This is a genomic window from Priestia iocasae (assembly GCF_016909075.1).
Classification (GTDB): domain Bacteria; phylum Bacillota; class Bacilli; order Bacillales; family Bacillaceae_H; genus Priestia; species Priestia iocasae.
On the sequence record NZ_JAFBFC010000003.1, the window covers coordinates 124,012 to 150,689 of the forward strand.

The 26,678-nt window shown below is 39.3% G+C and carries 22 protein-coding genes; 3 read left to right on the top strand and 19 right to left on the bottom strand.

Annotated features, from left to right (window positions below; translation table 11 throughout):
• Positions 1 to 33 precede the first annotated feature (33 nt).
• From JOC83_RS08750 to JOC83_RS08800, 11 genes are all read right to left on the bottom strand, one after another.
• A complete protein-coding gene (locus JOC83_RS08750; protein WP_205186322.1) occupies positions 34 to 4,635 on the bottom strand; it encodes an AAA domain-containing protein in 4,602 nt (1,533 codons plus the stop codon).
• Between the two features lie 476 nt (positions 4,636 to 5,111).
• Positions 5,112 to 6,920 (bottom strand): hypothetical protein, encoded by a 1,809-nt coding sequence (locus JOC83_RS08755; protein WP_205186324.1) that lies wholly within the window; start codon positions 6,918 to 6,920, stop codon positions 5,112 to 5,114.
• A 244-nt stretch (positions 6,921 to 7,164) separates the two neighbouring features.
• On the bottom strand, positions 7,165 to 7,767 hold the full coding sequence (locus JOC83_RS08760; RefSeq protein ID WP_205186326.1) for a DUF4352 domain-containing protein: 603 nt from the start codon (positions 7,765 to 7,767) through the stop codon (positions 7,165 to 7,167).
• Positions 7,768 to 8,083: 316 nt separating this feature from the next.
• A complete protein-coding gene (locus JOC83_RS08765) occupies positions 8,084 to 9,655 on the bottom strand; it encodes a SagB family peptide dehydrogenase (RefSeq protein ID WP_205186328.1) in 1,572 nt (523 codons plus the stop codon).
• Between the two features lie 23 nt (positions 9,656 to 9,678).
• Positions 9,679 to 11,619, bottom strand: coding sequence for a TOMM precursor leader peptide-binding protein (locus JOC83_RS08770; RefSeq protein ID WP_205186330.1), 1,941 nt, complete (start codon positions 11,617 to 11,619; stop codon positions 9,679 to 9,681).
• Positions 11,619 to 13,559, bottom strand: a complete 1,941-nt coding sequence (locus JOC83_RS08775) for a putative thiazole-containing bacteriocin maturation protein (RefSeq protein ID WP_205186331.1) — start codon at positions 13,557 to 13,559, stop codon at positions 11,619 to 11,621. The genes JOC83_RS08770 and JOC83_RS08775 overlap by 1 nt, the downstream gene beginning before the upstream one ends.
• A 175-nt stretch (positions 13,560 to 13,734) precedes the next feature.
• The gene (locus JOC83_RS08780; RefSeq protein ID WP_205186332.1) at positions 13,735 to 14,079 is read right to left on the bottom strand and encodes a heterocycloanthracin/sonorensin family bacteriocin; all 345 of its coding nucleotides are present in this window, start codon (positions 14,077 to 14,079) and stop codon (positions 13,735 to 13,737) included.
• Between the two features lie 287 nt (positions 14,080 to 14,366).
• Positions 14,367 to 14,633, bottom strand: coding sequence for a hypothetical protein (locus JOC83_RS08785; protein ID WP_205186333.1), 267 nt, complete (start codon positions 14,631 to 14,633; stop codon positions 14,367 to 14,369).
• A gap of 134 nt (positions 14,634 to 14,767) precedes the next feature.
• Positions 14,768 to 15,280, bottom strand: a complete 513-nt coding sequence (locus JOC83_RS08790) for a GNAT family N-acetyltransferase (protein ID WP_205186334.1) — start codon at positions 15,278 to 15,280, stop codon at positions 14,768 to 14,770.
• The gene (locus JOC83_RS08795) at positions 15,277 to 17,190 is read right to left on the bottom strand and encodes an endonuclease MutS2 (RefSeq protein WP_205186335.1); all 1,914 of its coding nucleotides are present in this window, start codon (positions 17,188 to 17,190) and stop codon (positions 15,277 to 15,279) included. Before JOC83_RS08795 ends, JOC83_RS08790 begins: the two co-directional genes overlap by 4 nt.
• A gap of 659 nt (positions 17,191 to 17,849) precedes the next feature.
• Positions 17,850 to 18,326, bottom strand: coding sequence for a GNAT family N-acetyltransferase (locus tag JOC83_RS08800; RefSeq protein WP_205186336.1), 477 nt, complete (start codon positions 18,324 to 18,326; stop codon positions 17,850 to 17,852).
• A 312-nt stretch (positions 18,327 to 18,638) separates the two neighbouring features.
• Here JOC83_RS08800 and JOC83_RS08805 point away from each other — a divergent pair, with 312 nt between their 5' ends.
• Entirely contained in the window at positions 18,639 to 19,118 is a 480-nt protein-coding gene (locus JOC83_RS08805) for a GyrI-like domain-containing protein (RefSeq protein WP_205186337.1), read from the top strand.
• Positions 19,119 to 19,478: 360 nt separating this feature from the next.
• On the opposite strand, the gene JOC83_RS08810 is transcribed toward JOC83_RS08805, so the two are convergent.
• From JOC83_RS08810 to JOC83_RS08820, 3 genes are all read right to left on the bottom strand, one after another.
• The gene (locus tag JOC83_RS08810) at positions 19,479 to 19,859 is read right to left on the bottom strand and encodes a hypothetical protein (RefSeq protein ID WP_205186340.1); all 381 of its coding nucleotides are present in this window, start codon (positions 19,857 to 19,859) and stop codon (positions 19,479 to 19,481) included.
• A gap of 183 nt (positions 19,860 to 20,042) precedes the next feature.
• Positions 20,043 to 21,491 carry a hypothetical protein gene (locus JOC83_RS08815; RefSeq protein ID WP_205186342.1) on the bottom strand — a complete coding sequence of 483 codons (1,449 nt, stop codon included), beginning with the start codon at positions 21,489 to 21,491 and terminating at the stop codon, positions 20,043 to 20,045.
• 107 nt (positions 21,492 to 21,598) lie between these two features.
• Positions 21,599 to 21,982 (bottom strand): hypothetical protein, encoded by a 384-nt coding sequence (locus JOC83_RS08820; RefSeq protein ID WP_205186344.1) that lies wholly within the window; start codon positions 21,980 to 21,982, stop codon positions 21,599 to 21,601.
• 79 nt (positions 21,983 to 22,061) lie between these two features.
• On the opposite strand from JOC83_RS08820, the gene JOC83_RS08825 reads away from it, so the two are divergent.
• Positions 22,062 to 22,406, top strand: a complete 345-nt coding sequence (locus JOC83_RS08825; RefSeq protein WP_205186346.1) for a hypothetical protein — start codon at positions 22,062 to 22,064, stop codon at positions 22,404 to 22,406.
• Between the two features lie 124 nt (positions 22,407 to 22,530).
• Here JOC83_RS08825 and JOC83_RS08830 read toward each other — a convergent pair whose 3' ends face one another.
• Together JOC83_RS08830 and JOC83_RS08835 are read right to left on the bottom strand one after the other, a co-directional pair.
• Positions 22,531 to 22,872 carry a hypothetical protein gene (locus JOC83_RS08830; RefSeq protein ID WP_205186348.1) on the bottom strand — a complete coding sequence of 114 codons (342 nt, stop codon included), beginning with the start codon at positions 22,870 to 22,872 and terminating at the stop codon, positions 22,531 to 22,533.
• Positions 22,873 to 22,912: 40 nt separating this feature from the next.
• On the bottom strand, positions 22,913 to 23,392 hold the full coding sequence (locus tag JOC83_RS08835; RefSeq protein WP_205186350.1) for a tetratricopeptide repeat protein: 480 nt from the start codon (positions 23,390 to 23,392) through the stop codon (positions 22,913 to 22,915).
• Positions 23,393 to 23,522: 130 nt separating this feature from the next.
• Here JOC83_RS08835 and JOC83_RS08840 point away from each other — a divergent pair, with 130 nt between their 5' ends.
• Positions 23,523 to 24,527, top strand: a complete 1,005-nt coding sequence (locus tag JOC83_RS08840; RefSeq protein WP_205186352.1) for a serine hydrolase domain-containing protein — start codon at positions 23,523 to 23,525, stop codon at positions 24,525 to 24,527.
• 57 nt (positions 24,528 to 24,584) lie between these two features.
• Here the strand turns inward: JOC83_RS08840 and JOC83_RS08845 are convergent, their stop codons facing one another.
• From JOC83_RS08845 to JOC83_RS08855, 3 genes are all read right to left on the bottom strand, one after another.
• Entirely contained in the window at positions 24,585 to 25,508 is a 924-nt protein-coding gene (locus tag JOC83_RS08845; protein WP_205186354.1) for a GNAT family N-acetyltransferase, read from the bottom strand.
• A 13-nt stretch (positions 25,509 to 25,521) separates the two neighbouring features.
• Entirely contained in the window at positions 25,522 to 25,944 is a 423-nt protein-coding gene (locus tag JOC83_RS08850) for an NUDIX hydrolase (protein WP_205186356.1), read from the bottom strand.
• Between the two features lie 216 nt (positions 25,945 to 26,160).
• Positions 26,161 to 26,622 carry an NUDIX domain-containing protein gene (locus tag JOC83_RS08855; protein WP_205186358.1) on the bottom strand — a complete coding sequence of 154 codons (462 nt, stop codon included), beginning with the start codon at positions 26,620 to 26,622 and terminating at the stop codon, positions 26,161 to 26,163.
• Positions 26,623 to 26,678 lie beyond the last annotated feature (56 nt).

The window sequence follows — 26,678 nt, forward strand, 5'->3', positions numbered from 1 at the left end:
CCGTTGATTATGGTGCTGTTCTTACTAACAAGATTAAAAGAGATTTAATACTTCCGATTTTAAATACCATCCAGGTAAATTCTTTGTTGTTCGACTCCCATTTTCAGTAAATACAAAGTTCATTCCGTCTTTTTCAAACTTTTGAAGGGTTTGACCTAGTTCAGAACCACCTACTATCCAAAGCTTCCCACCGACATCGCGTTTATCAATGACGATAAGTCCCTTTTTAATAAGAGCATCTTTAAGCCAACACAACTCCTCAGCCTCATTATTTTCCTGATTGAAAGAAATAGGTTCTTCCGTTCTTGTTTCATGTATTCTAGCAAAATCTGTTGCAGGCTCAATCCCTAGCTCCTGCAATCTATCCCAAAGACTTTCCATTGCTTTCATACGGTCAAAATAAAACTCTCGACCTCGAACACGCCAAAACTTCCAACCAGCACGCTCAAGAGATTCCTGCCTCTTCATATCTTCTTCAAACTTTTCAGGACCGTGCCACTTTTCGCCATCACATTCAACCGCTAAACGATCTCGCAATCCTTCAATCACAAAATCAATGCGATATTGCCCAACTTCAACTTGTGGTGTAACTTTATACCCTCTTGCTACGATCATTCTAAGAACATCAAGTTCAAATGGAGATTCGCATTTTTGTTCAAGGTTCTCAAGCTGTTGATTAACACGTGCAGGATTCTTACAATAACTTAATAATTTATAACGTAAGTCCTCTGAATTTAACTCTTCTAACTCTACTGAATGATATAAACGCATCTGATTCTTAGCTCGACTAGCCGCAACGTTAAATCGCTGCTTATCACTCGTTTTAGTTAAAGCCATAAACCGGCGATTTGATGCCACCACTAGTGAAAGAAAGATAATGTCACGCTCATCGCCTTGAAGTGTATAAGCATTTCCACAAATGATCTTACGCTTTACAAACTCTCTATCGCCAATCGCTTCTCGAATTTTTGTTTCCAGTAACTTCGCCTGTTTCTGACCTTGTAACGCAATTACTCCAAATGTTTGATTATTAAATGCAGGATCCTTGATCATCGATTTTATATCAGACACAATAGCTTCTACTTCTGGAATGTTAAGATCTTTATCTTTTTCATCGTTATACCCTTCATTCACTTTAATAGCTACGACAGGCGGGTCAATTTTTTCTTCCTCTAGCGGCAAACGTAACGGAATCATTTGACCACCATAACTTAAGTCATTTGAAAAATGAATAATTTCTGGTACACAACGAAAATGCTCTCGAAGCATAAGCTTTCCTTCTTTCGGGAACGTTTGCTCTGCAATTTCATACAAAGAGATATTACCGTCAAACAGATTACCGTTAGGGATATTCTTCAAATGACGTCTAACAAGTTCATGTACATCTTCTAAGTTTGTACCAATTGCTTGGGGACTTATTTGTTCATCATCTCCAACGACAATAACTTTCTTACCACGCATAAGAACATTAATTGAAAATAAATCACACTGACTGCTCTCATCAAAAATAATAATATCAAACTTTTCATTTGTGACTGGAAAATTTTCTAGCACTTGACTAACAGGCATAATCCAAACAGGAATGGCCGTCTGAGCGGTTTTCATTTCTTCTCTAGCACCTTTTAAGTTAACATGAGCATATTTTCCGCTCCCTTTACCAAAGCGCTTAATGTATGACTTCCAAGCCGAAAGGGCACGTTTTTCCTTGTCTGTGATTCTTTCTACTTGGTTTTTCCACGTTGATTTACTAACAATGCTACGAATTAGTCGTTTTTGTTCTTTCTGTTCCTCTTCAATTTGACCCTTTAGCTTACTTACATTCACATCTCTTGTTTGATCAAGCCATGTTTGAAGCTTTCTCAGCTCAAACGCTTCCATGTAATCCTCTGGAAAAGAAGAATGAGTGCCTACTGATAATTCTAATGATTTTGCCGTTAAAGGTAACAAAGCATATAAAGAATTATAAAGTTCATAAAAGCGACGAACTTCTGACTGAGTTTGGTGTAACTTCTCTAAATGAGCTAATAAGCGTTGCCATTTCTCTACATTTTTCACTAGATACGCACTATAGAAATCATTCCAAATCATATGGGACTCGTTAGTAGCCCACTCTCTCAGTTGATTTAACTCATTATTGTATTTATCCAACCATTTTTGATGCTCAAGATACTGAATGACAATTCCCAGTTCATCTACAAGCCCTTTGTATGTTTCTGTTACGTAAAAATTAAGTTGTTCCATATAAAACAACTTCGTTTTTTCCTTGAAGGCATGTATAGCATCAATTGCTTTTATGACCAATACTAACTCCTTCATGCGATCATCAAGCATATGAATGAAGCGATTATGATCAATCGAAAGCGAATCAAGGCCTATATCTGTCATATGTCCATTAAAAATACGTGCAGTTTCCACCTTCTTATCCTCAAACTGAAGGTACTCTTCCAATAATTCTATGTCCTCTAACTCTTTTATAGTTTTACTATTTAACACCGGTGTCTCAAACAAGTATTTTGCTTGTTTTCCTTTCATCAGAAAGAACATAAAATTTGGTTTCTTTCCACTTAAAATACGTTCTTTTGCAATCGTTATATCTTCTTTTAACTCATCTAATGGTTTGTCTGGAAGATTAATTGAGTAAATAACGAACTTATTATGAAGCACATAAAGCTGTTCAATAGACAACATCATCTCATCATGCAAAGAGCGCCATCTTTCTTCTCGCACTCCCCCTGATTGCAAATCTTCAATAATTGGGTTTAAATGCTTACTAGATAACACTTGTGAATGATGACTTAAATCTTTTGCATCTTTTAATAGGTTGTTGATTGTTAATTCGTCTTCCTGTAATTGATACTTTTCAATAATTTCCACTGCGTTTGATATATGAAATTCTAGCGCTCGTCCCTCTTCAATAAACTTTTCTAAAGCTAAGTAAGTTTGCACATGATGACTAACTTCTGGTAAATTTTGTTTGTGAAGAAGTAAATCTTCTCTCTTTAAGCTCGACTTTAGTTTCCACAATTCTTGAAAGTCAGGCTTTTCAAGCGGGAATGTAGGGTTCATCGGAAGATTATCTTGTATCCACGCGTAATTGATTGTCGATTCTGAAAGTCTTTTTGCAACATCGTACTTAAATAAATTTTCACCTTTATATACAAGTTCACTGCCTTCTTTTTGCGCATAGTCTTTTAATTGATTTTTTAATTGAGCTTCATTACGTTTACTTTGATCCAATGCTTCTCTATCTCTACTGATTTCCTCTTTCAAACGATGCGTGTCCAGTTCACCAAGCTTTTCACTTATTACACGAATTGACTGTTCAATTTCCTGGAGCGATTCACGCCCTCCACCTAGAACAGGAACACAAAGGTCACGAATTTCCTCCGGTATTTTATTTTTGAGCACCTTTAGCGGGTTCTCTTTTTGACTTGTAATTAGTATCTTTTTCCCTTGTGTTAAGAAATGGGAAACAAGATTTGCGATTGTATGAGTTTTACCAGTCCCAGGAGGTCCTTGTACAGTTACACCATAGTTACGTTCGATACGATGGATAATCTCTTTTTGCTGCTCATTTGACTCTAAAGGAAAATAAAGATCGTTACTGATAAATGTATGATTAGTTGTTCCTTTTTCACCTTGCTCATCTGGTGTTTGTGCTGATTCTCCAATAATTGCTGTAATGGTTTCTGGCAAACTCATTTGTTCACCATCAATGTTTGCAATAATTTGTTTTAAGTCATTTCGTAAAACACGGACGTTCTTACGTCGTAATGAAAAAAGGGAACGATCATAAATTACAGGTTCGTCTCGCATAGTAAGGGAAGAATCAAAAGCTATGTATTCACCTTTCGCATCGATAAGGCGAACAAATTGCGTAAAGAACTCATCCTTATCATCGAGAATGCTCTGATTCTGCACATAATCTATAAGTGCATCTATCTTTACAGTGTTAGGTGGATAAACACCAGAGAACATCTCGCGTTCAACGCTTGTTACTTCCTCTATTTGCTTTGCACTAATCACACCTTTATCTGCATCTAAATCTATCTCTAACTTGGTTGTTACTAGAGGTGAGCGAATGGTGCCTATCTTTCCATCAGGGTGTTTCCAACAAAACATCCCTCTACCATATATGAACTCAAGTACTTCTCCCTCTTTGTCTATTTGCTGAATTAAGTTAAAAAATTCACCATATAGTTTTTGCACACGTTTCTTTTCTGTTAACTTATTAGCCCACTCATTCCAGTCACGCTCCCACTCTTGATAAGCTTTTATTCTCTCAAGATTATCGCGAAACTTTTCTGTTACCTCCTCCTTACTATCCTCTTTCTTAATTTTATGTTCAATCGGCATTGATAAGCGTGTTTGTTCATTTTTATAGTCTATTGTTATCCAATCTAGAATTAATGTAGGTGGCTTAGGATATTGCTTATCTTCTGTCGTTATTTCAGGTCTATGTATCTCAAAATACGTACCTTCCTCTTCACAATCTTCGAGAAGATAGCAGCCACTCAATCCTTCTAATTCATCTAAAAACCAAGTTTTTTCAAATTCTTTATAGTCTCGAGTCACTTTACCCACCATATTATTAAGTGACAGCAAGTACTCAAAGAAATTTTTTGCTTTATTCATTCGTATTTTCTCTTCCAATTTCTTCACCTCTTCTATTACATTATTTTACAACTTTAAACTTCCTCTTAACAGCCCATTAAATTATAAATATATGAACTTGACTATCTTCTAAACCCTTATTATTTCTACCCACGCTTTTTCCTCTTCTTCCGCTTTCTTTTTTTATTTTCTTTCCCTTCTTCGATTGCTTTGGCGTAATAATAATGAGGAATAAGTATGAAACTAGTAAGAACGAAAATAGGTACATAAATGATTGATAGTCTCTAGCTGCTAGCATTTTAACCACCCCATACATGGTGCCCCCAAATCCCACGGTGATCACAAGCAACTTCCACAAAGCGGTTCCTATGATAACAATTCCAAATATAACCACTAAAATGACGAATCCAATTTCTTTCCAATTCTCTCTGTTCATCATTGACTGAAATACTAATTTGCCAATCTCCTCACTTTTAACCTTATTTAAAACAACCCCACTACCCTTTCAAATCTGTACGCGGCCACACAAAATCTTTTTTATAGTAATGAGCTTTAAGCTTATCAAGGTCGTACTCCCACTCTGTAATCGAGTGTTGGTTTCGTATCAAACCGTTCTTCATTGCTTTTCTTCCTCGAACTAAAAATGCAATGGTATAAGCAACCTTTTTAAGACCTAGTGTTGGCACAGCTTTTCCGGATAAAATATCCCAACGTTTTGCTCTTGTTAACCCCGTAATTTGATAGCCCAACTCCCTAAGCTCGCTCTTCGTACTGAAATCTAGACTTTCTATCGTGTCTGTAGAGTCTTTGATTTCTGTTGTTGGCCATTTAAACGCTTCTTGATTAGGTTGCTGAGGAACATTGCGATCTAACTGAAACAGCTTAACACGCTCCGCCTTTACAAATAACCCATCTTTATCTAGATGATGAATTTCAATCCAAAGAGTAGGATTGTTCACTTTTTTCTTCACGTTTCGAATGTGAGATTTTGTAACGTACCATTCATTTTTTTCTTTTGAATATAAAACCTTAATCACTTCATAATCATGAGGATGATGCGTAAATGGATCTTGATAAACGGCTAACTTCACAGTTTGCTCTTTTATCGTTCTTTTGACAGTTGATTGAAAGAATCCTTTATTAGGTAGTCTTTTTATTGCTTTTAGCAACGGTTCGCTCTCTTTATCAGGCAACACATGCATGGGTTCATTTAAAAAACGGTTCGTTGTTTGACTTTTGTTGCCGACCACCTTTGTGACTGTAGATGCTTCTCGTTCTATATTTTTCAAGTTGTATTCTAACTGATCAAATAGCCACGCTTTTTCTAAATTACGAAACAAACTTACTTGATCCATAAGCTGCTTCATTTCCTGATTCGGTGCTTGTTGATGATTAAGTAAATCATAATACAACGAATACAGTTTCACTTCAGGAATATTTTCTTGTAAATAACCTGCACTTTCCTCAGATTGCCCCAATATGTCTTCATCTCTATTAAAGTAAAAGGCATACCATAACATACGAACGTATTGCCCAATCGTCAATTGTGTGTCAATAAACTTCCACTCTTCAATCACTTGATCAATGATTTGTTCCACTACTCCACCAAGCTCATATAAAAAATACGTCAACAACAATTCATCAATGACATATGTACTATTAATATCCATTGAATTTGCAATAACAACTTCGGCTTCCTCTTCTAAGAAAGAACGAAATAGTTGTTCACAAAGAGGCTGATCAGAAAAATGCTGAATGAGCTTAAAAGCATGAACATACATATCTTCCACTTCTTCTACATGTAAAAAGCCATCTTCAAATATTTTCTTTAACAACTCTTTTATAAGCGGTATCCACTCTTCATCAAAACTATTTGTTAAACGAAGATTCGCAATCACTCTCTCTAAACAAGGAGCGATTAGTTTTGTTCGTTGTTGCTGCATCAACAGATCAATGACACGTAATTGATGATACACTGCTTGCTCCGTTGTCATTTGCTTGTCCATTAATTGAAACATATCGTCCATTACTTCAACACGTTCATGTTGAAATGCATAATCGACGAAAAAGACATTTAACTCCTTCTCAGAATGGCTATCATTAGAAGTTACTTTTTCATCGTTCAATTCAACCGTTCTTTTTAACATCTCGTATCTGTTCTTGTAACGAAGAACCTCTTCTTCTAGCAGCATGATTTTCTGACGTAATTGGTTTGTTTCTTGCTCTTGTTGGTCAGAAAGGTGTTTTAGCTCTTTGTTAAGCAGTAATGCAATGTTGTTCTCCACTTTTATGTATGGTTCCTTCATCCTTGTCTCCCTCTATTCACTACTTAGATCTATTTGTTCATACCACATTTTGTACTTCTATCATTTTACTACACTTCTAAAATAATGAACTTCTACTCTTTTGAAAAAGCAAAGAAACGTAAAAGTATGTGTACCTCTGTAAAAGGTTGCTTAGTTAAACGGATTTGTTCTCCTAGGAGGAAGTGCATAAGAAGTAAAAGAAGTCACGCTTCTCTTCAGCGTAACTTCTCTAACATTCATCTATTTATTTCAATACAATACTCTCATACTCTCCACCTGACCAACCAAAGCCTGAGCTTACTTGTAGATCATATTGTGTTGCTTCTGTTGGTAATTCAAATACAACTTTCCCTGTTTTTCCGATATTCGGGTTAAGATCCTGTAGGAAGAATCCTTCTCCTGCTTCGTTCACATACATGTCTAGTGTGCCATCCGCTGAGTATTCTGTTTCATCTGCAGTTAGTACTTTAAACATGTTTGTATCAGCTAATCGTGCTTTTTTATCTGTATTTTTTACTGTTAGCTCCACGACAACGAATTTGCCTTCTGTCGTTTTGTCTCCTAAGATGTTGCTGATTTTATTGGTTTCTTCCACAGCATTCACCACATACGTTAGGTTGCCAACTTTTACTTCTTCACCAATCCCAAATGCTTTCTTTTCTTCTTTTTTAGCTGACTCTGCCGCTGCTGTTTCTGCCTTCACGTCCGCTGACGCTTCCTCACTCTTTGGTTCAGTCGTAGCGATTTCTTCTTCTCCACCACTTGCGATTGATCCAATGATAATAACAGCTAACACCCATACCCACCATTTTTTGTAGAACGGTTTTTTCACTTTTTCTTTTGCCATTTTCCTTCTCCTCCATTTAATAAGAATGTTTGTAGTTTTAAAGTTAGAGAACAGAAACGAAACCTCTTTATCGGTAGCCCACCGTTGATTCAGTTCATCTTGCTCTTTCCCTTAACTACTTTCTACGAGTATCTTACTAGATAAGAAGAACCATTTTTGGCTAACCTAAACAAATTTAATGAGTTTTTCTAAGGAATAAAAAACCACGCAGAGGAATATAGGAAGAAAAACAATAAAAAGATCGCGTTGAATGAACATTCAACGCGATCTTTTTACCTACTACCATGTAAAATCCCCAAAAGTAGATATAGTCCTATTAACTTTGTAAACTCCCTCTTAACCAAGAGCGAGCTTGATAGGGACCAATGGGGATTTGAATTAAGCTCGTTTTTGCTTGTTGATCCATCCTGTATAGCTCATCACACAGTTTCACATCAAACCCGAGCAATGGATGTCCTCCCATCTCAAGAGCTGATGCTGCTAGTAGTAATCGTTGTACGAGCATGCCTGCTTCCATTTGTTGAATACGATATCCTCTGTATCCAAGCTCTGATTGCACGTAATTTTGATCTCCTGCCACATGAAAGCAAAGAGGAACTTGAAACAAATTCACATTCCCTGCAGGCATTCCGTATTGCAAACTCAGTCGGTGATCACCAAGATCTATCTGTCGTAACGCATGATGAGTGAGATCATAATAGTAAGCTCCGTCCGCAATGCCTTCAACCTGATGCAAGCAGCAATACAGTGTGACACGCGGCTCGTGCTTCAAAGGAGCTTCATCCAAATCGCTTCGATATACGTATGAAGCTGTTGCTTCCTGTAGGAGAGTAGCCAACTGCGATTGACTCACCTTTCCTGCTATGAAATCCATTCCCGGTGAAAATCTCTTTTGACAAACGGAAGCTAGATCATACGATAACCGCTTCACACGAGGAAGAGTGACCACTTCACTCTCGCAAGTTAACTTCTCCTTTGGTTTAACTGGTCGAAACGATTGCGTTGAGTGTAGTTTAGAGGCTTCATTCATCTTCATTAGCATTGAACTCTTCTTGATTCTCTTTGATCCGATGTCGTGATGATGCTGAATTCCTTCGAGCTCTTGACACAGTTTAGTAGCAGAGATAACCTCATCTCTCCCACCCCCATTCGTAAACCAACTCATCGGTTCCACTGTGAGTGGGATCACTGCATACACACTTTCCTCTTCTTCCGTTAAGCCGAGCAGATGATTGATTGCCTCATCAAGATATTGGAAGTACACTCCCGAAGCAAATCCAAATCGTTTTGCCACCTCAAGTAACTGTCCAATAAGCACACCCGCATCTAACCCTTGCAAACGGTAGGAAAAGTTATTGTATTTATAGTAATTTTTCCAAAACATGGTCGACACAAAAACCATTCCAAAGCAAGAGGATACGTCACAACGATTACCAAGAGCTCGCGTGATATAGGAATCGAAATTACCTTCTCTTAGGCACATTAAGCGATGGTGAGCTACATCATAATGGTACAGCCCAACAGGTAAATCCTCCATCTTTAAATAAACGTACAGTTCGTTCGGATAGAGTGCTCCTCCAGAAGGAACAAATCGCCGATACGATTGCGTTAATTCCGGCACTTGATTCGTGGGAGGAAGAGATGACTGAGAAAATTGTGTAAGGCCAAATACATACCAAAGAAAATGGCTCATTTTCTGAAGGTTAGGTTGTTTTGGTGTGTCCCATTTCTCAAGTGTTAGCGGTACTTCCAAAGATAAAGGAAAATCAGGCAAGGTCCGATAGAGCTTATATGGAAGCGGTGCATCCTCCCAATCCACTTTCCAGTCCGGTGGGCTTACCTTTTCAATGTCAAAGTGTAAATTGTACAAAAATTCCTCTAGAGTCATCCTCCTACCCTCCTAGTTACCATTTATGGAAACGGATGTGGATGTGCATTGAGCTGATCGAATGTCAGTGGCTGCTTCGTATACCCAAGTTCCATCGGCACGCGAAGCACTCTCTCCAATCCAGTTATTCTCGTAAGATGATGTCCGAATGTCATGGGTAACATCCCTGGAATTAACACCTTCACGCAATACAGTCCGTTTCGTTTTGTTTCTTCTGTCGACTGATCGACCACAATCACATCGAGGTTTAATTGACGAAACTTCTGAAGAAGGTCCTTCAGATCATTGGTCAAATCTGAATGAGGAGACTTCCAGTTGAATTCCTCTTCAAATGATCGCAGCGGACGATTATCATCTAGCAAAAACTGCAGGCGCTCTTGTGCTTGTGGCAATCCGTACAGCATGCCATGATCATCCATTTTCTGTACCAACGAAGGATTTTGAAGCATTTTTACAAACTCCTCTTCGTTTGTCTCTAACTTCTCATCAAGTGTAAGCATCATCGCAGCCAATTCATGAATCGAGCTTTTCACGGCCCGTACTGGATCTAGATGAGCACCTGCTGCACAGATAATATTCAGTCCTTTTTTCTTCCTGTTTTTTGCCATCGCCCAAACACTTGGAATTCCGTGTTCCATTGTGGAGTTATAAACATGCACATCATATCCTCCCACAGCCCGTACACGGTCAATCATCAATTGTAATTCTTGATCGTTCGCTGAATAAGGGTCAAGACGAGGGAGTGGTAATTTTGCATACCAAGTCATGAGGAACGAATCACGTTCCACGACTTCCAACATACCGTAGAAAATCGCTTCTTCTAAACTCCCTCCTAATGCACATCCGTTAGAAGTTTCATAGACAAACCCTGGTTCACACCCTAAGCTGTAATAAGCAAGCAACTCAGGAACCAAGATTGGACGCTTCTGTAAAAATGAATATCCCCATACCCATTTTATCGAACGGTCGGGATCAAATGATTCAAATGGAAAATCAGGACGTGCATATTGTTCCTTCGCATGAACTCCTACCTTAATCGGATTGAGAGCTTGATCTCTTAAATTACGGTAACTATCATACACCATTGTCCGCTTTCCACGAGGCTTCATCCCGCAGGAGCGCTCCAATCCTTCTAAAATGGCCGTTAACTCGCTTGTCGCGTATGAATGAGTCCTCCCTGCTACTCCCTCATCCCCTGAGAATAATGGCAAGTTGACTCCTACATCAGCAAAAGGCGGTATAAGGTCATTCATTTTACCATTAAAAATACCCGTCCGATAATCCAGATAATCGTTAACAAGAACTTGATTCAAATCATCAATTGAACGGCAGCGATAACTATCGTTTATTTTAGGGCTTGGTTTTAGTGAAATGTTGGCGGAGGTCGGTAAATCGTCAGGTAATTCACTACAAACTTCACATAACGGATCAGGTAGAAACGTGTGCCATGAGCTCTTCAATGTTCTCAAATTGATGAAACATACTCTTCCTTTCGAATAGACCTCATCACCTTGCAAGATCCTCTGCACTTCTGCCACAAGCAGGTAAGCGATTTGCAGCACCCCCGTGCTTGATGCCCAGGCGTCATGTGACAGTCCTCCGTCTGCAGCTAACCTCTGTTGCAACCTCCACATCTCTTTACGGTCACGTCCTGCCATGAGACGTCGCATATCCACACATTGCGAACAGCCCGGTGTATCCGAGCAAACCAGCGGTCCCACTACTCCTTCTCCAAATGAAACAAAACCTCGTAGCCAACGAATGCCGCTTGAACGTAACACCTCTTCCGCTTTTTGATGGATGGCAGGATTCCAAGCATCATGTAACACTAAAACCAAATCAGTCGATTGAGGGACTTCTCTCCCAAAATCAAGATGACGGGCTACCTCGTATTGAGCTGACAACTCTGCACATACTTTGTCAGCTAACCTTCCTTCTCCGATCACCACTATGGCTGCACTCACTAGGATTCCACCTCCTGTAGCAACATTCCATACACACCCACCAGTTTCTTATTTAAAAATGGTTCCAAGGCTAGTTCAAACAACAAAATTCGCTTTCGGTTCTGTTCTAAGATTTTCATGGCAGACTGCAAGATTTCAGACTGTGATTGTTCTTCACTTTTACCGATGACCATACTTTGTCGTAGGTTATCCTTTAAAACAATAGACGAACGCTCTAACCCTTCTGTCCCTTGATTTCCTCCATTCATCAGTGCCTGTTGTAACGCTTTTTGCAACGCCATTGTTGTAGTTAAACCGACACTGCCGTACCAGCGATTATTCGTACCGACCCATACTACAGGAAATCCATCTACTTCCTTACCTAAGCCGATGATTGGTTCTTCCTGGATTGTTGTTAATGCTCGTAAATAATACTGACAACGTTCATCTTCTACATCACTTACATCTACCTGAGAAACAACAACTTTTTCATCCATCAGCTGTTTCGTTAGTTCCTTTGTTAAACACTTTTGCAATCCTCGACAAGTACCTTCAACGATTGTTTCTCCAGCACCGACACCAATCAATTCTTTCGATTCTACCATGCTCTTCTCTGCTTTCCCTTGTGGAGGAACGAGCACATCGATTATTCGAGACGCATACGCTTCAATTCCAGATAAACCTGCTTCTTTCCTTGCATGTTCATGCGTCAACTCTGTACATATCATGCTCGGTAACAGCTCTGCTGGTCCTTCTGATAATGGATCAACAACCTGTACGCGGCACTGTGCTAACGGTAACTGTTTTAAATCCTCTTCCTCTAAAACATGAAAAACACCTGATTCCGCTGATGTTAAGTGACTAAAGTACAGCAGAAGCTGACCCAATTCTTCTCCACCAGAATCGCGGTTGAGCTGCAAATCGATTTGTTGAATCCATTCAACAGATGCACATCTAGTCACGAGCGGATGAGGCATAAACGAATGCCAATTGCCTTCTAACCTATCGAGATTAAGCAGGAAGAATTCATTCTTCTCATCTACTTTAGTAACTCCCGTGATGCTTTTAAACAATTCAAACACGATAACATTTGCCAACATCGCTCCAGCTATGGGAGTGAAATCTGATAATTGTTCGTCATCACAAAAGACGGATTGATGGATGCTGCGCCAAGCAGACTCCCAACATCCTTTAGAATCCGGATGAACGAGAGGACCTGCCATCCCTACTGAATTCAGAAAGATAGCAGGCAGTAACTGCTTGTTCTCTTCTCTGCAAATCTTGTGAAGAGCTCTTAGCTCCTCGAGATTTCCTTTTTGTGATACATATAAAATGCAATCAAACGACTGCACGACCTCTCGCCAAGATTGTTCGCTCTCTTCTTTCAAGGTTATTTCCTCTACCGCTACGTCAGAATCCGTTTTACAAGCATGTACCACCAATTCTTCTAATCGTCTCCTATTGGTTGGTACTTCATCTGTTAGTAGGACATGAAACTTAGGTAATCCCGACTCAATCAATGACGAAACTAACGACACAAAAAAAGGGCCAGAGCCAATTGCTAACACGTTGGCCTGTCGATAGGTTTGAAAACGAAACGCAGCCGAGTCCACTAAATTTTCTAAAAAACCAATTTGAGAAGCGTACGTTTCCAGAACATGATCTGTTAAATTATGAGGGCGGTCTTGGCTTACATCTTGAACAAATCCGTTTTGATAAAGAGCTTGTGCGATTTCATACACACGATCTCGATACGGACCTGGCAGTTCGTTTGTCAAATCTCCTAATGTGTATTCCCCATTAAACATAGGGAGCAGCTTGTTAACCCATTGATCTACCGCACTACCTTGCATATGGAACGAGCTTGCATTATTTCGAAAATACACACCTCTGTTTGGATCAGGGAGAAAAAAAGTGTCTCTTTTTACTTTCAACCGCATAGAAGAGTTCAAATTTGTCATTCCGCTCCTCCTTATCCATGAGCTTCCCTTACATCTACTGCAATGTTTTCTATCTCCATTTCTATCCTATGTATCGTAATTTGTCTCTTATGTCTTATCTATAGAGAAAAACCCCTGCCACTCATACAGGGGATTTTCTCTATTCATACCTACATTTTTCATACTCAATCTAGGATCATGAACCTCCGCAACGGCCACCGCAATTGCCGCCACAACGTCCGCCACAATTACCGCCACAGCGCCCACCGCAATTGCCACCACAACGTCCGCCACAATTACCGCCACAACGCCCACCACAATTGCCGCCACATTGGAAACAATTAAAGCAGTTAAAACAGCTAAAGCAGCTAAAACAACTAAAGCAGCTAAAGCACCGAAAGATTAATCCAATTTGTCGATTCTGATCGGTATAGTATTGATTTGGATCGGTATAGTATTGATTTGCATCCCAAGGAATCGCCTGGTTTGCCTGGAAATCTCCAATATTCAACTGTTGAAGTTCATTTTGAAAATGATTCACGTTTCATACCTCCGTCTTTAAAGTAACAAGCTCTCTGCATTACCCAAAAAGCAATAAGCAAAAAAGGAACTGTATGGCAAGAATTTTCACCAACATTTCGAATACTCTACTCCACAAAATATGAACCCTGCTTGGGCATTGTTACTGATTCAAGAACGAATGTTGTGGCTATTTATAATTGTTGACGAACTCCTGTTACTAAGAGAATCGCAATAGCCAAAAGAAAATAAAAAAAGCATGAACCGCTTCTCTTTCAGCAATCCACACTTCTCTATCTTCTTCTCTTTTTAACTTCTTTTTCGTTTTCGAGGTGCTTTTTTCTTTCTTTTTGGGGTAATAAAAACCAAAAAGAGAGAAGAAACAACTAAAAACGAGAGAAGATACATCACACTTTTGTAGTCTTTCTCTATCACCATTTGGATGAGTGTATAAGTGATCACCCCTAATCCTGCGGTGATGGCCGCTACCTTCCACAAGGCCGTCCCGACAATGACGATAATCCCAACAATTAGCAGAACAATCAAACCGCGCTCTTTCCACTTTTCTCTGTCCATCGCACCTCTCCCGCCCTTTCACACTAGTGAAACCCTACAATCTCTTCAATTCTTATAGCAATTTCTACGACCGACTCACCTGTTTTCACAAAAAAAGCTTAGGAACATCTTGATTCCTAAGCAATGCGTTTAAGCTAAAAAGCGTCCGAATAGGCCACAACCCCACTTACACCATCCAAACGTCCTTTCCCTAACTCCTTTACCATAAACAACTCATCCGCTACCTCAAACGGTGCTTCAATTTTATACTTCGACGCACGTTCAAAGCCAAACTTCGAATAATAAGTAGGGTGACCAAGTACAATCATCGATCCGAATCCTAATTGAGCCGAGACGTTTAAACCGTGCTCGATTAATTTCTTCCCAATCTCTCTTTTTTGATAAGCTGGAAGCACGGACACTGGCGCAAGAGCGAGTGTTTCTACTCGCTCTTTGCCAATGTAGGCTTTCGTTACTAACAAATGTCCAACGATGTTTCCGTCTTGTTCGTATACAAGAGACAGCTCGGGAATCCATTCCTTGCACTTTCGCAGCCGCTTGACGAGTTCGTGCTCCGTTTGATCACTAAACGGTAGGTCTTTAAAGGCTTGTTTGATGACAGAATCAATTACTTCAATATCGCTTTTCTGTTCAATTCGAATGCTCATGAGTGGTTTTCTCCTTTTCGCTGCCTCATTTCTTTTTCAACCTTCTTTATCGCTTTTTTTGAGCCACGGTCGAAGTCATGCTGCATTTTCCGTTCTTTGAAAGAAACAAATAATGTGTTCAAGTCATAATCAGGTGGATACAGCTCGCTTGCTGAAAGTTCAAGCGCAATGCGCTTCACGTTTACTTCTTTAAACGCTTCTTTGTAAAAGACGGTGACATTATTGTAGCTGTCTACCTTTTTATAAATAAGCGCTGATTCTTGTTCATCTAGTAGCTTTACTTTATCGCCTACTTCATAATCGGCGTACGTTTCTTTCTTCGTTTCCACTACTTTTGGCTTTCGTTTTTTACTTTCATCAACAGTGTCTAGGTTATAAGCTTTGTGCTCCATGTACGTTTTTGCTCGTTCGATGATGGAGTCACTGATGTTCATTTTTTTCGAAATCCAAAGAGCGTTGCTGTCACCTGATGTGCCGATTAATAGCTGATACAGCGGTTCTAGTGTTTCACTATTAAACTTCATCGCTGCGTTCATGAAGTCTGGATGCATTTCTGAAAAGCGCTTAATTTCCCCGTAGTGTGTAGTCGCAACGGTGATGCAGCCTTTTTGGTAAAACTCTTCAATGATTGCAATCGCAAGGGCCGCTCCTTCGTTCGGTTCTGTTCCGCTTCCGATTTCGTCAAATAAAAGCAAGGTGCGGTGATTGGCACTCATTAAAATATCAGCCATGTTTTTCATATGTGATGAAAACGTACTTAGTGCGTTTTCAATGCTTTGATGGTCTCCAATATCAACAAAGATGCGCTCAAATAAGGAGATAGCCGTTTCTTCCTTCGCTTCCACATGAAAGCCTGACATCGTCGCAAGCGTTAGAAGTCCAATCGTTTTCAGAACAACAGTTTTTCCACCAGCGTTGGGTCCGGTAATGATCAGTCCACGGTAATCTTCACCAATCGTAAAATCAAGCGGGACGACGTTACCTGGTAGAAGCGGATGCTTCCCACCAACAATGTTCACATAGCCGTGGTCATTAACCTGTGGCTCAATGCCGTCAATGCTTCGGCTATACTTTCCTTTGGCGAACACCATGTCATACTGTGCAATCAGTTCGACGTTGACGTTTAGTTTTGCGATTTGTTCCATGATCATGCCGGATAACGTCGCAAGAATTTGATATTCTTCCACCGCTTCTTCTGCTTTTAACATTGCGAGTTCATTGTTTAATTTCGCAACGGCTGCTGGCTCGATAAATACCGTTGAGCCTTTACCTGATGCTTCTACAATCGTTCCTTGTACATGCTTTTTATACGAAGCTTTAATGGGAATCGTGTAGCGATCGTCTTTTTTACTAATGAAAAACTCTTGAATGTAGTCTTTATTGGCACTGCTTCGTAAAAATTTCAGCAAGCGCTCTTGAATGTTTGCTTCCGTCGTTTCAATATGGCGACGAATTCGCTTCAATTCTTTACTTGCTTCTGAATCAACACGGTTGCCTTTAATTGATGCGTTAATTTCTTCTTCAATACTGCGCAGCTCCGTCATCGATTGTGCATACGACGACAGCATCGGTGCGAAAAATTCCTTTTCTAACATAAACGTCTTCATCCGACGACATCCTCGTAAAAAGTCAGACACATCCAGTAATTCACCTGGGTCTAGCAGAATTCCTTTTTCCACCTTTTTTACGATGCTTCCAATATTGGAAATACCGATTAACGGCACATGACTTTCTGCATCCAGCAAGCGTCTCGCCTCTGTTGTTTCACGCAAGCGCGTTTTAACAACGTTTAGCGCTGAGCTTGGTTGTAAGCGCTGAATTAATTCTTTGCCAAGTCCGCTAACACAGTGAGCCTTCACGCGTTCTTTTAATTCGTTATATTGTAGGGTTTCCATTGTCATTTCGTTCATTGTTTCTTCTCCTCACTATGGTTGTATTCATAATGAAGATACCTACTCAATGAGAAGTCAATGAGTATTCAATAAATCTGTACACCTAGGCGAATTCCTTTCTTAAGAGGTGAATGACATTCGCTTAGGGGAACCTTTGAAGAGAATTCAAATGGCTCATTAGATTTATCTATCTTTAGCTATCTTCATGAGTGCTACTCATTTTGACGTTGCTTTCTGTTCCTCAGTGAAACAGATTAAACAGCCTTTTATCATAAAATAGCCAAAATAACTAAAAAAGCTGCGGGAATAGATCCCACAGCTTTCGCACGTTTACAAGGCATAGATGTATCGCGAAATAAACGACAGCCGTCGCTTCGGATACGCTTTGTATGTGGTGTAGGTATCTTCATAGGTTCCTAAATGAATGTAGCACAAACGTAAGGGTCTTCATTATTTATTTTGAAAATGCCCTTTGTTTCGCTTATTCATTTAGTTAAATTTTTCCTATTTAGATACTACCCCGCTCATAAAAGCACCTCGTCTAGTTTTGTCTTCGTCTCATTGACGTTTTCATTGATAGTGTCATCATACTAAATTTTATGTAAGATGTAAATAGACACTTTAACAAAAAAGCCCTTGCACATGGCAAGAGCGTGTTCTCATTTCTTTATTTTTGTCTATAAATACACTTTCGTTAGCTCATACGACATCACATAGTTAATAAACACCACGCCCCGCAGATGCTTGCGTTGCCTTTTCACGACTCGAAATCCTTGGTGCTGAAAAAATGGCTTAGAGGTAATGCTTGCTTCAGTTACAAACCGTTTCATTCCTTTTTCATTGGCATACGCTTTTAACGTTTGAAAAAGCGCGTGGCCAATCCCTTCTTGTTGGTGATCAGCATGCACATAAAACAAGTCAATGTAGCCATCTTCTGTCATACTCGCAAAGCCGACCATTTTATCATGGTTCATTGCCACAAACGAATGAGAGTTCATAAGCCGCTGTTCCCATTTCTGTAAATCTGCATCATTCGGCGCCCATGCTTCTAGCTGTCTTTGATCATAATCTCGTTTGTTAATTGTATGAACCGTGCGATAAAAAAGCGCATATACCTCATGTACATCTTCTCTTTGAAATGGTCGTACTCTCATAACTTCGCCCCTTCCACTCAACTACGTCATAACCTTATTTCTTCGATCAAGAGAGCGGTTCGCTAACAGCTAGAACCCTCTCAAAGGTCTACCTAAGCGTATAACGCCAACACCAAAATTCGGTCGTCATCTGCTTATCGTTAACATCTATTATACGAGATAAGTAAGTTGTCCGTTTCACTTTCTTGCTAGGAAATTTGACCTTTTTTTTTAGGCGATATGTGCACTTAGCACGTATCGTCATGATGTGTTATAATCCGTGTATGCCGCGAGAAACCACGCGGAATAAACATCAAAACTTGAGGTGCCATTATGCAAGGAAAAATCGTAGTCAAGCGAGGATTTTCTGTTGTTGGGGTTGCAAAAAAAGGTTCACACCAAAATGAGAAAGATGCTACATTAATTAGTGATCTTTGGGAAGAGATACTAAGTAGACAACTAGAAGTTGCCGACACCCTAGAAAACGATGTCATAACAGGCATTTGTATTCCACCGAGAAGTGATGATTATTTTTATATTGCAGGAATGGAAGTTTGTGAGACAGAGAGAATACCAGAAGGGATGAGTGTTCATACCTTTCCGACCTTTACGTATGTTCGCTATACGCATAAAGGATCAGTCAAACACCTCTTTCGTACATACGAAGCCATTTGGAGTGACTGGTTTCCGAAAACAGGCTATGAATTAGTAGATGGACCTGAGCTTGAGGTTGTAACCGTTGATAAAGCAAGTCATCCATTTAGTGATCAATACGAAATGGACATTTATCTTCCTATTAAAATTGGCTCATAAAAAGAGTGGTTCACTTTTATTTTATTTATCTTTTTTAATTTCTTTTTCTTTTTTAAAACCTCTAAACCTTTTATAGAGATACGGTGAACCGTTGAGCCCCAACGGATTCGCCGTTTTTTTTCACAAAAAATTAAAACGGTCCTATTTGCTACCTACATAAAACAAATATGACCGTTTCGATTCTCTACATAAAATTGATACACGTTCGTTTTCATCACTACCTTTATGATGAACCGCAAAACTTTTACACATATGTAGTTCGTTATCCCCGTTATCTCCATCTTCCACAAATCGTGTGATGATTTTTTGTAGAAGTGAATAGTCAAAGTCATAAAGGTCCCTTTTTAAGAGGTTACACGTTTATGACCTAACGTTTGTTTCATAGTAAAAAACAGATTTAATTCGCTTTAAAATTTTATATTGCACCACGCCAATTCCGACTCCAGCGATCATAAATGCGACCGTTCCTAAAAAGGAAAACAAGCTTGCAAGCGTAAAATAACCAATAAACACAAAGATAAAAATATGAACAATGCTCACAATCAGTAATATGCGTTCTTTTTTTACATAAGAACGAATCATCTGAAATACGGTACTCCCTAGTACTGACAACGCCGGGATATAAATAAACGCAAGCATTCGGTCGTGAATCAGCCCTCCTGACGATTCAGATAAAGGATAAAACACAAACACCAAATACAATGATCCTAGTAAAAACATAAATTGGAATAGTTTATACAACGTGTAAAACTTCCTTTCTCCTTCAAGCTTACGAACGAAATAGCGAAATAAGCCGTAGCCTCTACGACTTTTTCGTATTTATCAAGCTATTTCTCTATCAATCAGTATAAATGGCACGTTCCATCACATATCCATTTATTTCAAAATCGTTTCTTTGTAAAGGGATTGTAAATCCACTTCTTATTAAACATCGTTCAAACAATGCTTGTCAATAAAATCTTCTAGCTTGATAATCGATGGGACCGTTATCATTTTTGGAAGCTTGTCCACTTGCTCTAAAAGCCAATGACACATTTCTCGTTCTTGCTCAAACGAAAAGTGAATGAGCGCTGCCCATTCAAGCTTAAGCAAGTCATCAGGACTGATTTGACGATGATACGCAGCCATCCGCACGGCAAACAAACCACCTATTTTTCCTGTTAACGGCGATTCAAATTTGTAATCGTGTAAATGTAACCCACTTCCAACAACCGTATAGTCTAAAAGCGTGCGAGCCTTTTTGAACATGACGCGAAGCTGCGATAATGAATACGATGAAAAGTGAAGAGCAAACTCAAATAAACGTTGCTTCCGGTCATCTCCGACTAACTTCGGTGCTAAGAGCGGTTCAATCCCTGTTTCAGCCGCTATGTGTAAAATTTCAGATTCTCGCTTTTGACGCGTTTCTTTCTTTAAAAAATACGCTAGTTCGCTAGGAAACATTCCATTCGTTTGAACATATTGTTGAACGCGGTACAACGCATAACGAATAACCGCATGACCTTGATTTTTTAAACAGTTCACAAGTAAGGATAGCTGTGATGATAATTCACCAATTCCTAATTGATTTAAAACAGTTTGAATAAACGATGCTTTACGAGGGTATTTAAGCGGCGACGTCATCGGTTCACGGTATTCGGTTTGGTTCTTTTCCATATAATGAGGATTTAACGAAAAGCGAGCGTATGTATACGTGTAGCTGCTTTTTTCAAGAGTAGCAGTGGTACAAAGAGCAGGGTAAACACCAAGAGAAGTGGTTAATTCGGTGAACACGGCGCGTAAATGGTGAGGATGTGTTTTGCGAAGAAAGGTGTACAAGCCTGTTTCGCCTGTCAATTTTCGGTGGATATAACCAGAGAGGTGTTGCATAAACAAGTGTAGATAAAGTTTTTTTGCAGCTAAGGTAAGTGAAGCAAATTCGTTCGTGAAGATAATGGGAGACACGGGGACGTAGCGATGAGGCTTTCCTGTTTCGTCATTCAAAAAGTGGCACAGCTTGATCGTATACAGTCCTGTCATTTCATGATGATGAATGTCAAACAGCTGATGATACTGAAGCTTTTCAAAACTCACATAAAATTGAGCCGTACTTATCGGACGTTCGTAGTATGTACAAAGCGTGCGGTACAAATGATGCTTGTACCCTTCTTGTAGATCTTTGATTTCCCCTTTTACATTGCATACCTTATACAGAAACAAAAACAAAGACAAATCAGCATTCGTCAAACGATGAAGCTTATACTTCACATCACACTTGTCTGTAATATCACTCACGCGCTCAATCCGAAGCAACGCCTCCCACGCTTCTGCACTCACGGCGATTGGAGTAGTTCGCTCCCCTTTTTTCATTCCTTTTTCATTGTGTAAAATCATCTCATTCATTCCTTTCAAATACTTCTTCACTATACATATAGAAAGAAGTTGGTCAAAAGGGGGTGGCTTCTTGAAAAAAATTTTTATAAAAATAAAAAAAGAGCGGATTAACTCCCCTCCACTACATCCTTTTCAACATTCCACAGCATATAACGTCCTGTATATAACTTCGTTGTGATCACTGTGCGCACCGAATTTTTTTCAAAAAATAACCCAGCTCCCATTTGTTCTTTAAATGCCCACCCTTTTTCAGACATAAACCGTTTAATAAGCTCATAATCCGTTTTTGGCTCATAGCGAGACACATATTGATAGCGCGACTCATCACTGTGTACTTGCTTGAAATCACCATTTGACACATGAAGAGTGAAGATGGATTGAAGAATGTTTGGTGTGTGCGCCTCTTGAGAAAGCGCGCTTCCAAAATAGACAAAAAACGCACTAAGAGGTACCGCAATCGTTAGTACGAATACAATCATTGCTTTTTTCATAAATATACTCCTTTTGACTTTGGGTAATTTTTTTCACCTTGGGCAACATAAAGACGAAAAATGGACAGGAAGTGAACACATGATTGTATATGCCATTCTTTTATTAATTGCGGGGTTATTTCTAATCAATTCGCTTTTTGCCTATCAAGCAAAGCACATTGACCCTTCATTTGTGACCACTTTATTCTATCAAGTAAAGTTGATTCCCTTGTTTTTAACGGCGAATTTGCTTATTGGCTATGGCGTAAAATTTACGTATAAAACGGTAAACAACCTAACATTCGCCCTTACCTTATCAAAAGGAATTGAAATCATGGTGTGTGTGGTGATTGGGTATCTTTTTTTACGTGAAGTTCCCAATTGGCGTACAGTAGTTGGTGTGATCATTATTTTAGTTGGCTTTTTTATTATGAAAAAGCAGTGAGACTTCGACCACACTAGGGTCTCACTGTTCAAAAAACGACTTTACCCTCTTTGTATAAGCCGAACTTTCACAAAGTAAACAAACTCTACTTCAGCAAATGTATAGAGTGGTCCACTCTGTATCGTTAAAAGATAAACATACTAGCCATCACGATATGCAAGCTCACTACAAGTGCCACTACCTTCCATGATTGTCTTCGCAAGAAGGTAAACGTCCAATAAGCGAGCCCCATTGTGAGGAGTGGTACAAGCGTGAACCCAACCATCATTGTAACCGTCGCAGAAGGATCGATTCCATTTTTTTGGACGTAGGCATCAACATCCATCACTTTTCGATAAATGAAGGCAATGATAGAAAAGATAATCGTACTCGAAAGCATGTAGTAGGTATATAGCTGAACCAGTCCGCTAAGAAAAACCACGCTTGTTTTCAAAACATCTAACGACTTTATACTTCGATTTTCCATTAAACTTCTCCCTCGTTAATTACGTAACAAACGATACCCTCTACGTCCACGTTTCACTTAATTTATCGGAGTAAAATGCTATCGCTTTTTTATATTGCTGAATGTCTTCATTCTCTGTTGTTTCAAGTAAGCATTTCAGTAGTAACTCCATTGCCGATTGATGTTCGTTTAGATTGTATAAGGTCATTGAATAGAATACCTTTAGCGCATAGTTATTTGGAAACAATCGCATTCCTTTTTCAAACGTTTCCTTCGATTCTTCGTATTTTCCTAACGTTCGATATGTACTTCCTAGTCCAAGGAGCGCTCCTTCTAGGTCTTCTCCATTTAACCCTAACTCAAGCGCTCTTTCGTAGAAACGTACGGCCTCCGCTTCCTCTCCTAACGCATCAAAACTCCATGCGCATTGGTAATGCACACACGCATCTTCTGGAAAAGCTTCAATCAATGTTAAAAGGAGGTTATTCGATTCTTTTAATTTTCCACTTTTACGTAGTTCAATCGCTTTGTCTATGTTCATCTTCTTAACTCCTCTTTTTATCGACTTACTTACCTTCTCTACATGATTCACAATCCCTTCTTCTGCTCGTTACGCATTTGGTAGATTATGCTAAAATAAGAACATTCAATACAAAGGGGGGAAATCAAGAATGAATGTTCAATTTGATTCTGTTAGTTCTCAAGTCAAGGGGACATCTGAGTTTGTTAACTGTTCAGGTGCAGCTTTATACATCATTCATAACGATGAAGTTGTTGTAGAAAAGTACTGGGGAAAACACTCTAAAGACCCCCATTCACGAAGCATTCAAGCAGATACACAGTTTCACGTTGCTTCTGTTCGCAAAAGTTACATTGGATTTGCGGTTGCTTATGCTGTAAGGAACGGATTTATTTCTTCAATTGATACGCCTGTAGCTGACTACTTTCCACTAATGGATCCGCACATTTTAGATACAACTACTATTCGACATCTACTAACGCACACACATGGTTTAAGAAGCATTGATGGTCAAATGGTTCGTGAGTTTCCTCCAGGAAGCAGTTGGGCTTATCGAGGTATTGGCGTTGAGATGTTAACTCAACTCGTAAAAAAAGCGACAAATCAGTCAGTAGCTCAAATACTAGCTGAACTTGTATTTAAGCCCCTCCACTTCACTGAGTCGGAATGGTGTGGAAAGACACACGAAAAATTAGTAGACGTGATTCGAAAACCAGACGATCCAAGTTGGGCAACGAGTAAAAGTACCGATGGAGATAAAATGAATATGTACGTATCCGCTAGAGAATTAGCGAAATGGGGGTATCTACATCTACAAAAAGGAAACGTAAACGGCAAACAACAAATTCCACCTGAACTGTTCAAACTAGCTACTCGTCTTCAGAGTCCATCACTCGTAGACAAAGAACTACCACAAAACGGTTACTTATGGTTTGTAAAAGATTGGCCAGCAGCAAAATCAGAAATCGGAGAGCTTGTTCCTAAAGGTTCTTTTCAAATTTTAGGTTACACAGGCGTTACGCTCCTCGTCATCCCTACGTATAAGTTAGTTGCGGTAAGAGCTTTTAATAGCTTTGGCTCACCTGAAGGATTTGATTACTTAGCCGATGTGCGAGAATTCGGTGATACGATTATGAAGTGCTTGCTTAATGAATGAATGGCTAGGACTGTTCGTTTTGAAACCAACAGTCCCACTCATCCATAGAACCTGCTTTCACTTCTTCCTCTCTCTTTCATATACTTCTAACAACTTTTCAACTGAAATACCGTTAATCGTCATGCCTGTCAGATCACTATCGACAATTTGCACGTTTTTCAAATGACTACCTTTGATTACGGTTCCTTGTAGATCGCATCGTTCAAACGAAATGGGTGCTTTTTCATCTCCAAGGTTGGTGTCCATAAACTGAACTCCTCCGAGCGTAACAAGACGCATTTTGCTGTGAGAAAGGTTCAGGTCTGCATACAGCGAATGCCTAAGATTGATATTTTGGAATGTTGAGTGACTAAGATTACAGTTACTAAAATGATTCGTGGATAAGTTACTGTTGCTAAAAGAGCTGCCGGCTAAATTCACTTGATAACACTCTGTTCGTTCCATCTGGCAATTTTCGTATTGCGTAGTAGAGATATCTTGACCTTCAACGAGGTTTTCCCCTTTTAACGTACCGTCTTTTCTCTTCATATAGTAATAGTCATCGTCTGTTGTAAACGTGGTGCTGTAGCCCATTTTTTCGTAAAAGTGATGGTTATTCACCTGTCTACTCGATGTCTCAAGATCCCACGTTCTAACGGTCGGAAATTCTTTCTCCATTAGTTCAATAACGGTTGAACCGATGTTTCTCCCTTGATAATGGGGGTCAACGAAGATTCGGTCGATTCTTCCAAATGACTTACCCGTTATTGTTACGATAATGCCACCCACAATCTCATTGTTGTACATAATTTTGTAGTAGGCTAATTCTTCGATCATATATTTCGTCATTTCAATCGATGAATAGCCAGGTGGTTGAATGTTATAATCGACTATTTCTTGATTTGAAAGCCACTTTCTCGCTTCTTCATCAAATGTTTTTTTCATAATCTCTGTTAATGTTTCAGCATCTCGCATCGTTGCTTTTTGAATTGTAATCTCCATGTGTCTCTCCCTTTTATGAAAGAATCCTTGTAAAATAGTCTGTATGTCCTCGTATTAGCTCTACTTCGCTTTCAGATGAAATCCAAAAAAATTGAAAGATCAACCCTTGTTCTTCGTCTCCACCTGTTGGGTGATGCTCCCATTCATCGGCTATTTCTGTGCAATGAATGTGATAAAAAAACCGATGATGAATCGCGCCATCTTCATTTTCCCACTCATCTTCAGCGATTAGCTTCTTTACCTCAAACTCTTCAAGACCTGTTTCTTCTTTCACTTCTCGTATGACAGCATCATATGTAGTTTCATCTTTCTTTACAGTCCCCTTTGGCACTTGTATACCCGCTTCAGGAACATCCTTGTGTTTGAATACTAATAGCTGGATCGTTTCATCTTTCATTCTCGTCACATACGCATAGGCTTTTTTAATTGTTTTCATTTTGTGTCCAGTCTGTATCGTCGCTTGCTTTTAACAAACTTGCAAGTGCTCGTACGTTCTCTTTATTTTGAAAGCTCAATGCGATATAAAAATTCATCTGCTCACCTCACCAGTCGTTTACAAGCGGAGAAATAGCTTTATAATCTTCATTTTTGACAAAGCGGATGTTCATTGAGCTTCCTCCCTACTAAGTTATCTTGTACGTGAAACGATTCTTTAATTTACATCTCCTACATACACAGGTACCTTTTCATTTTTTAGGCGGCGCACAATGTGCTTTACTAATTCTTTTGGATAAATGCGATAAGCCGACATGTCTTCAACATCAATCCATTCAACACCTACTTGGTGATCATCAAGGTTGGTCGGAGTGATTGTCGATAAATCACTTGCAAGCTGGCAAACAAAATAATATTCGATTTGATGAAGATGAGCGTCAAATGAAGCATGTTCATGATTTTTCCCAATATATTCACGCACATGAATAAGCTCTTCAACGCTAACTTCCCCTCCTATTTCTTCTATACACTCTCTTTTTAGCGTTTCGTGGATTGTTTCTCCGTGCTCTTGTCCACCGCCTGGAAAAAGGTAAAAGTACCCCTCCTCATCTTTATTTTTCGTTAGTAAAACTTTTTGTTCCTTGATGATCATGGCTTTTGCTGAGTTTCGAATATGCATCGTAATCTCCTCGTGAGTATAATGACTTTGTGTTTGATAAAACTCTCTTATTGGAT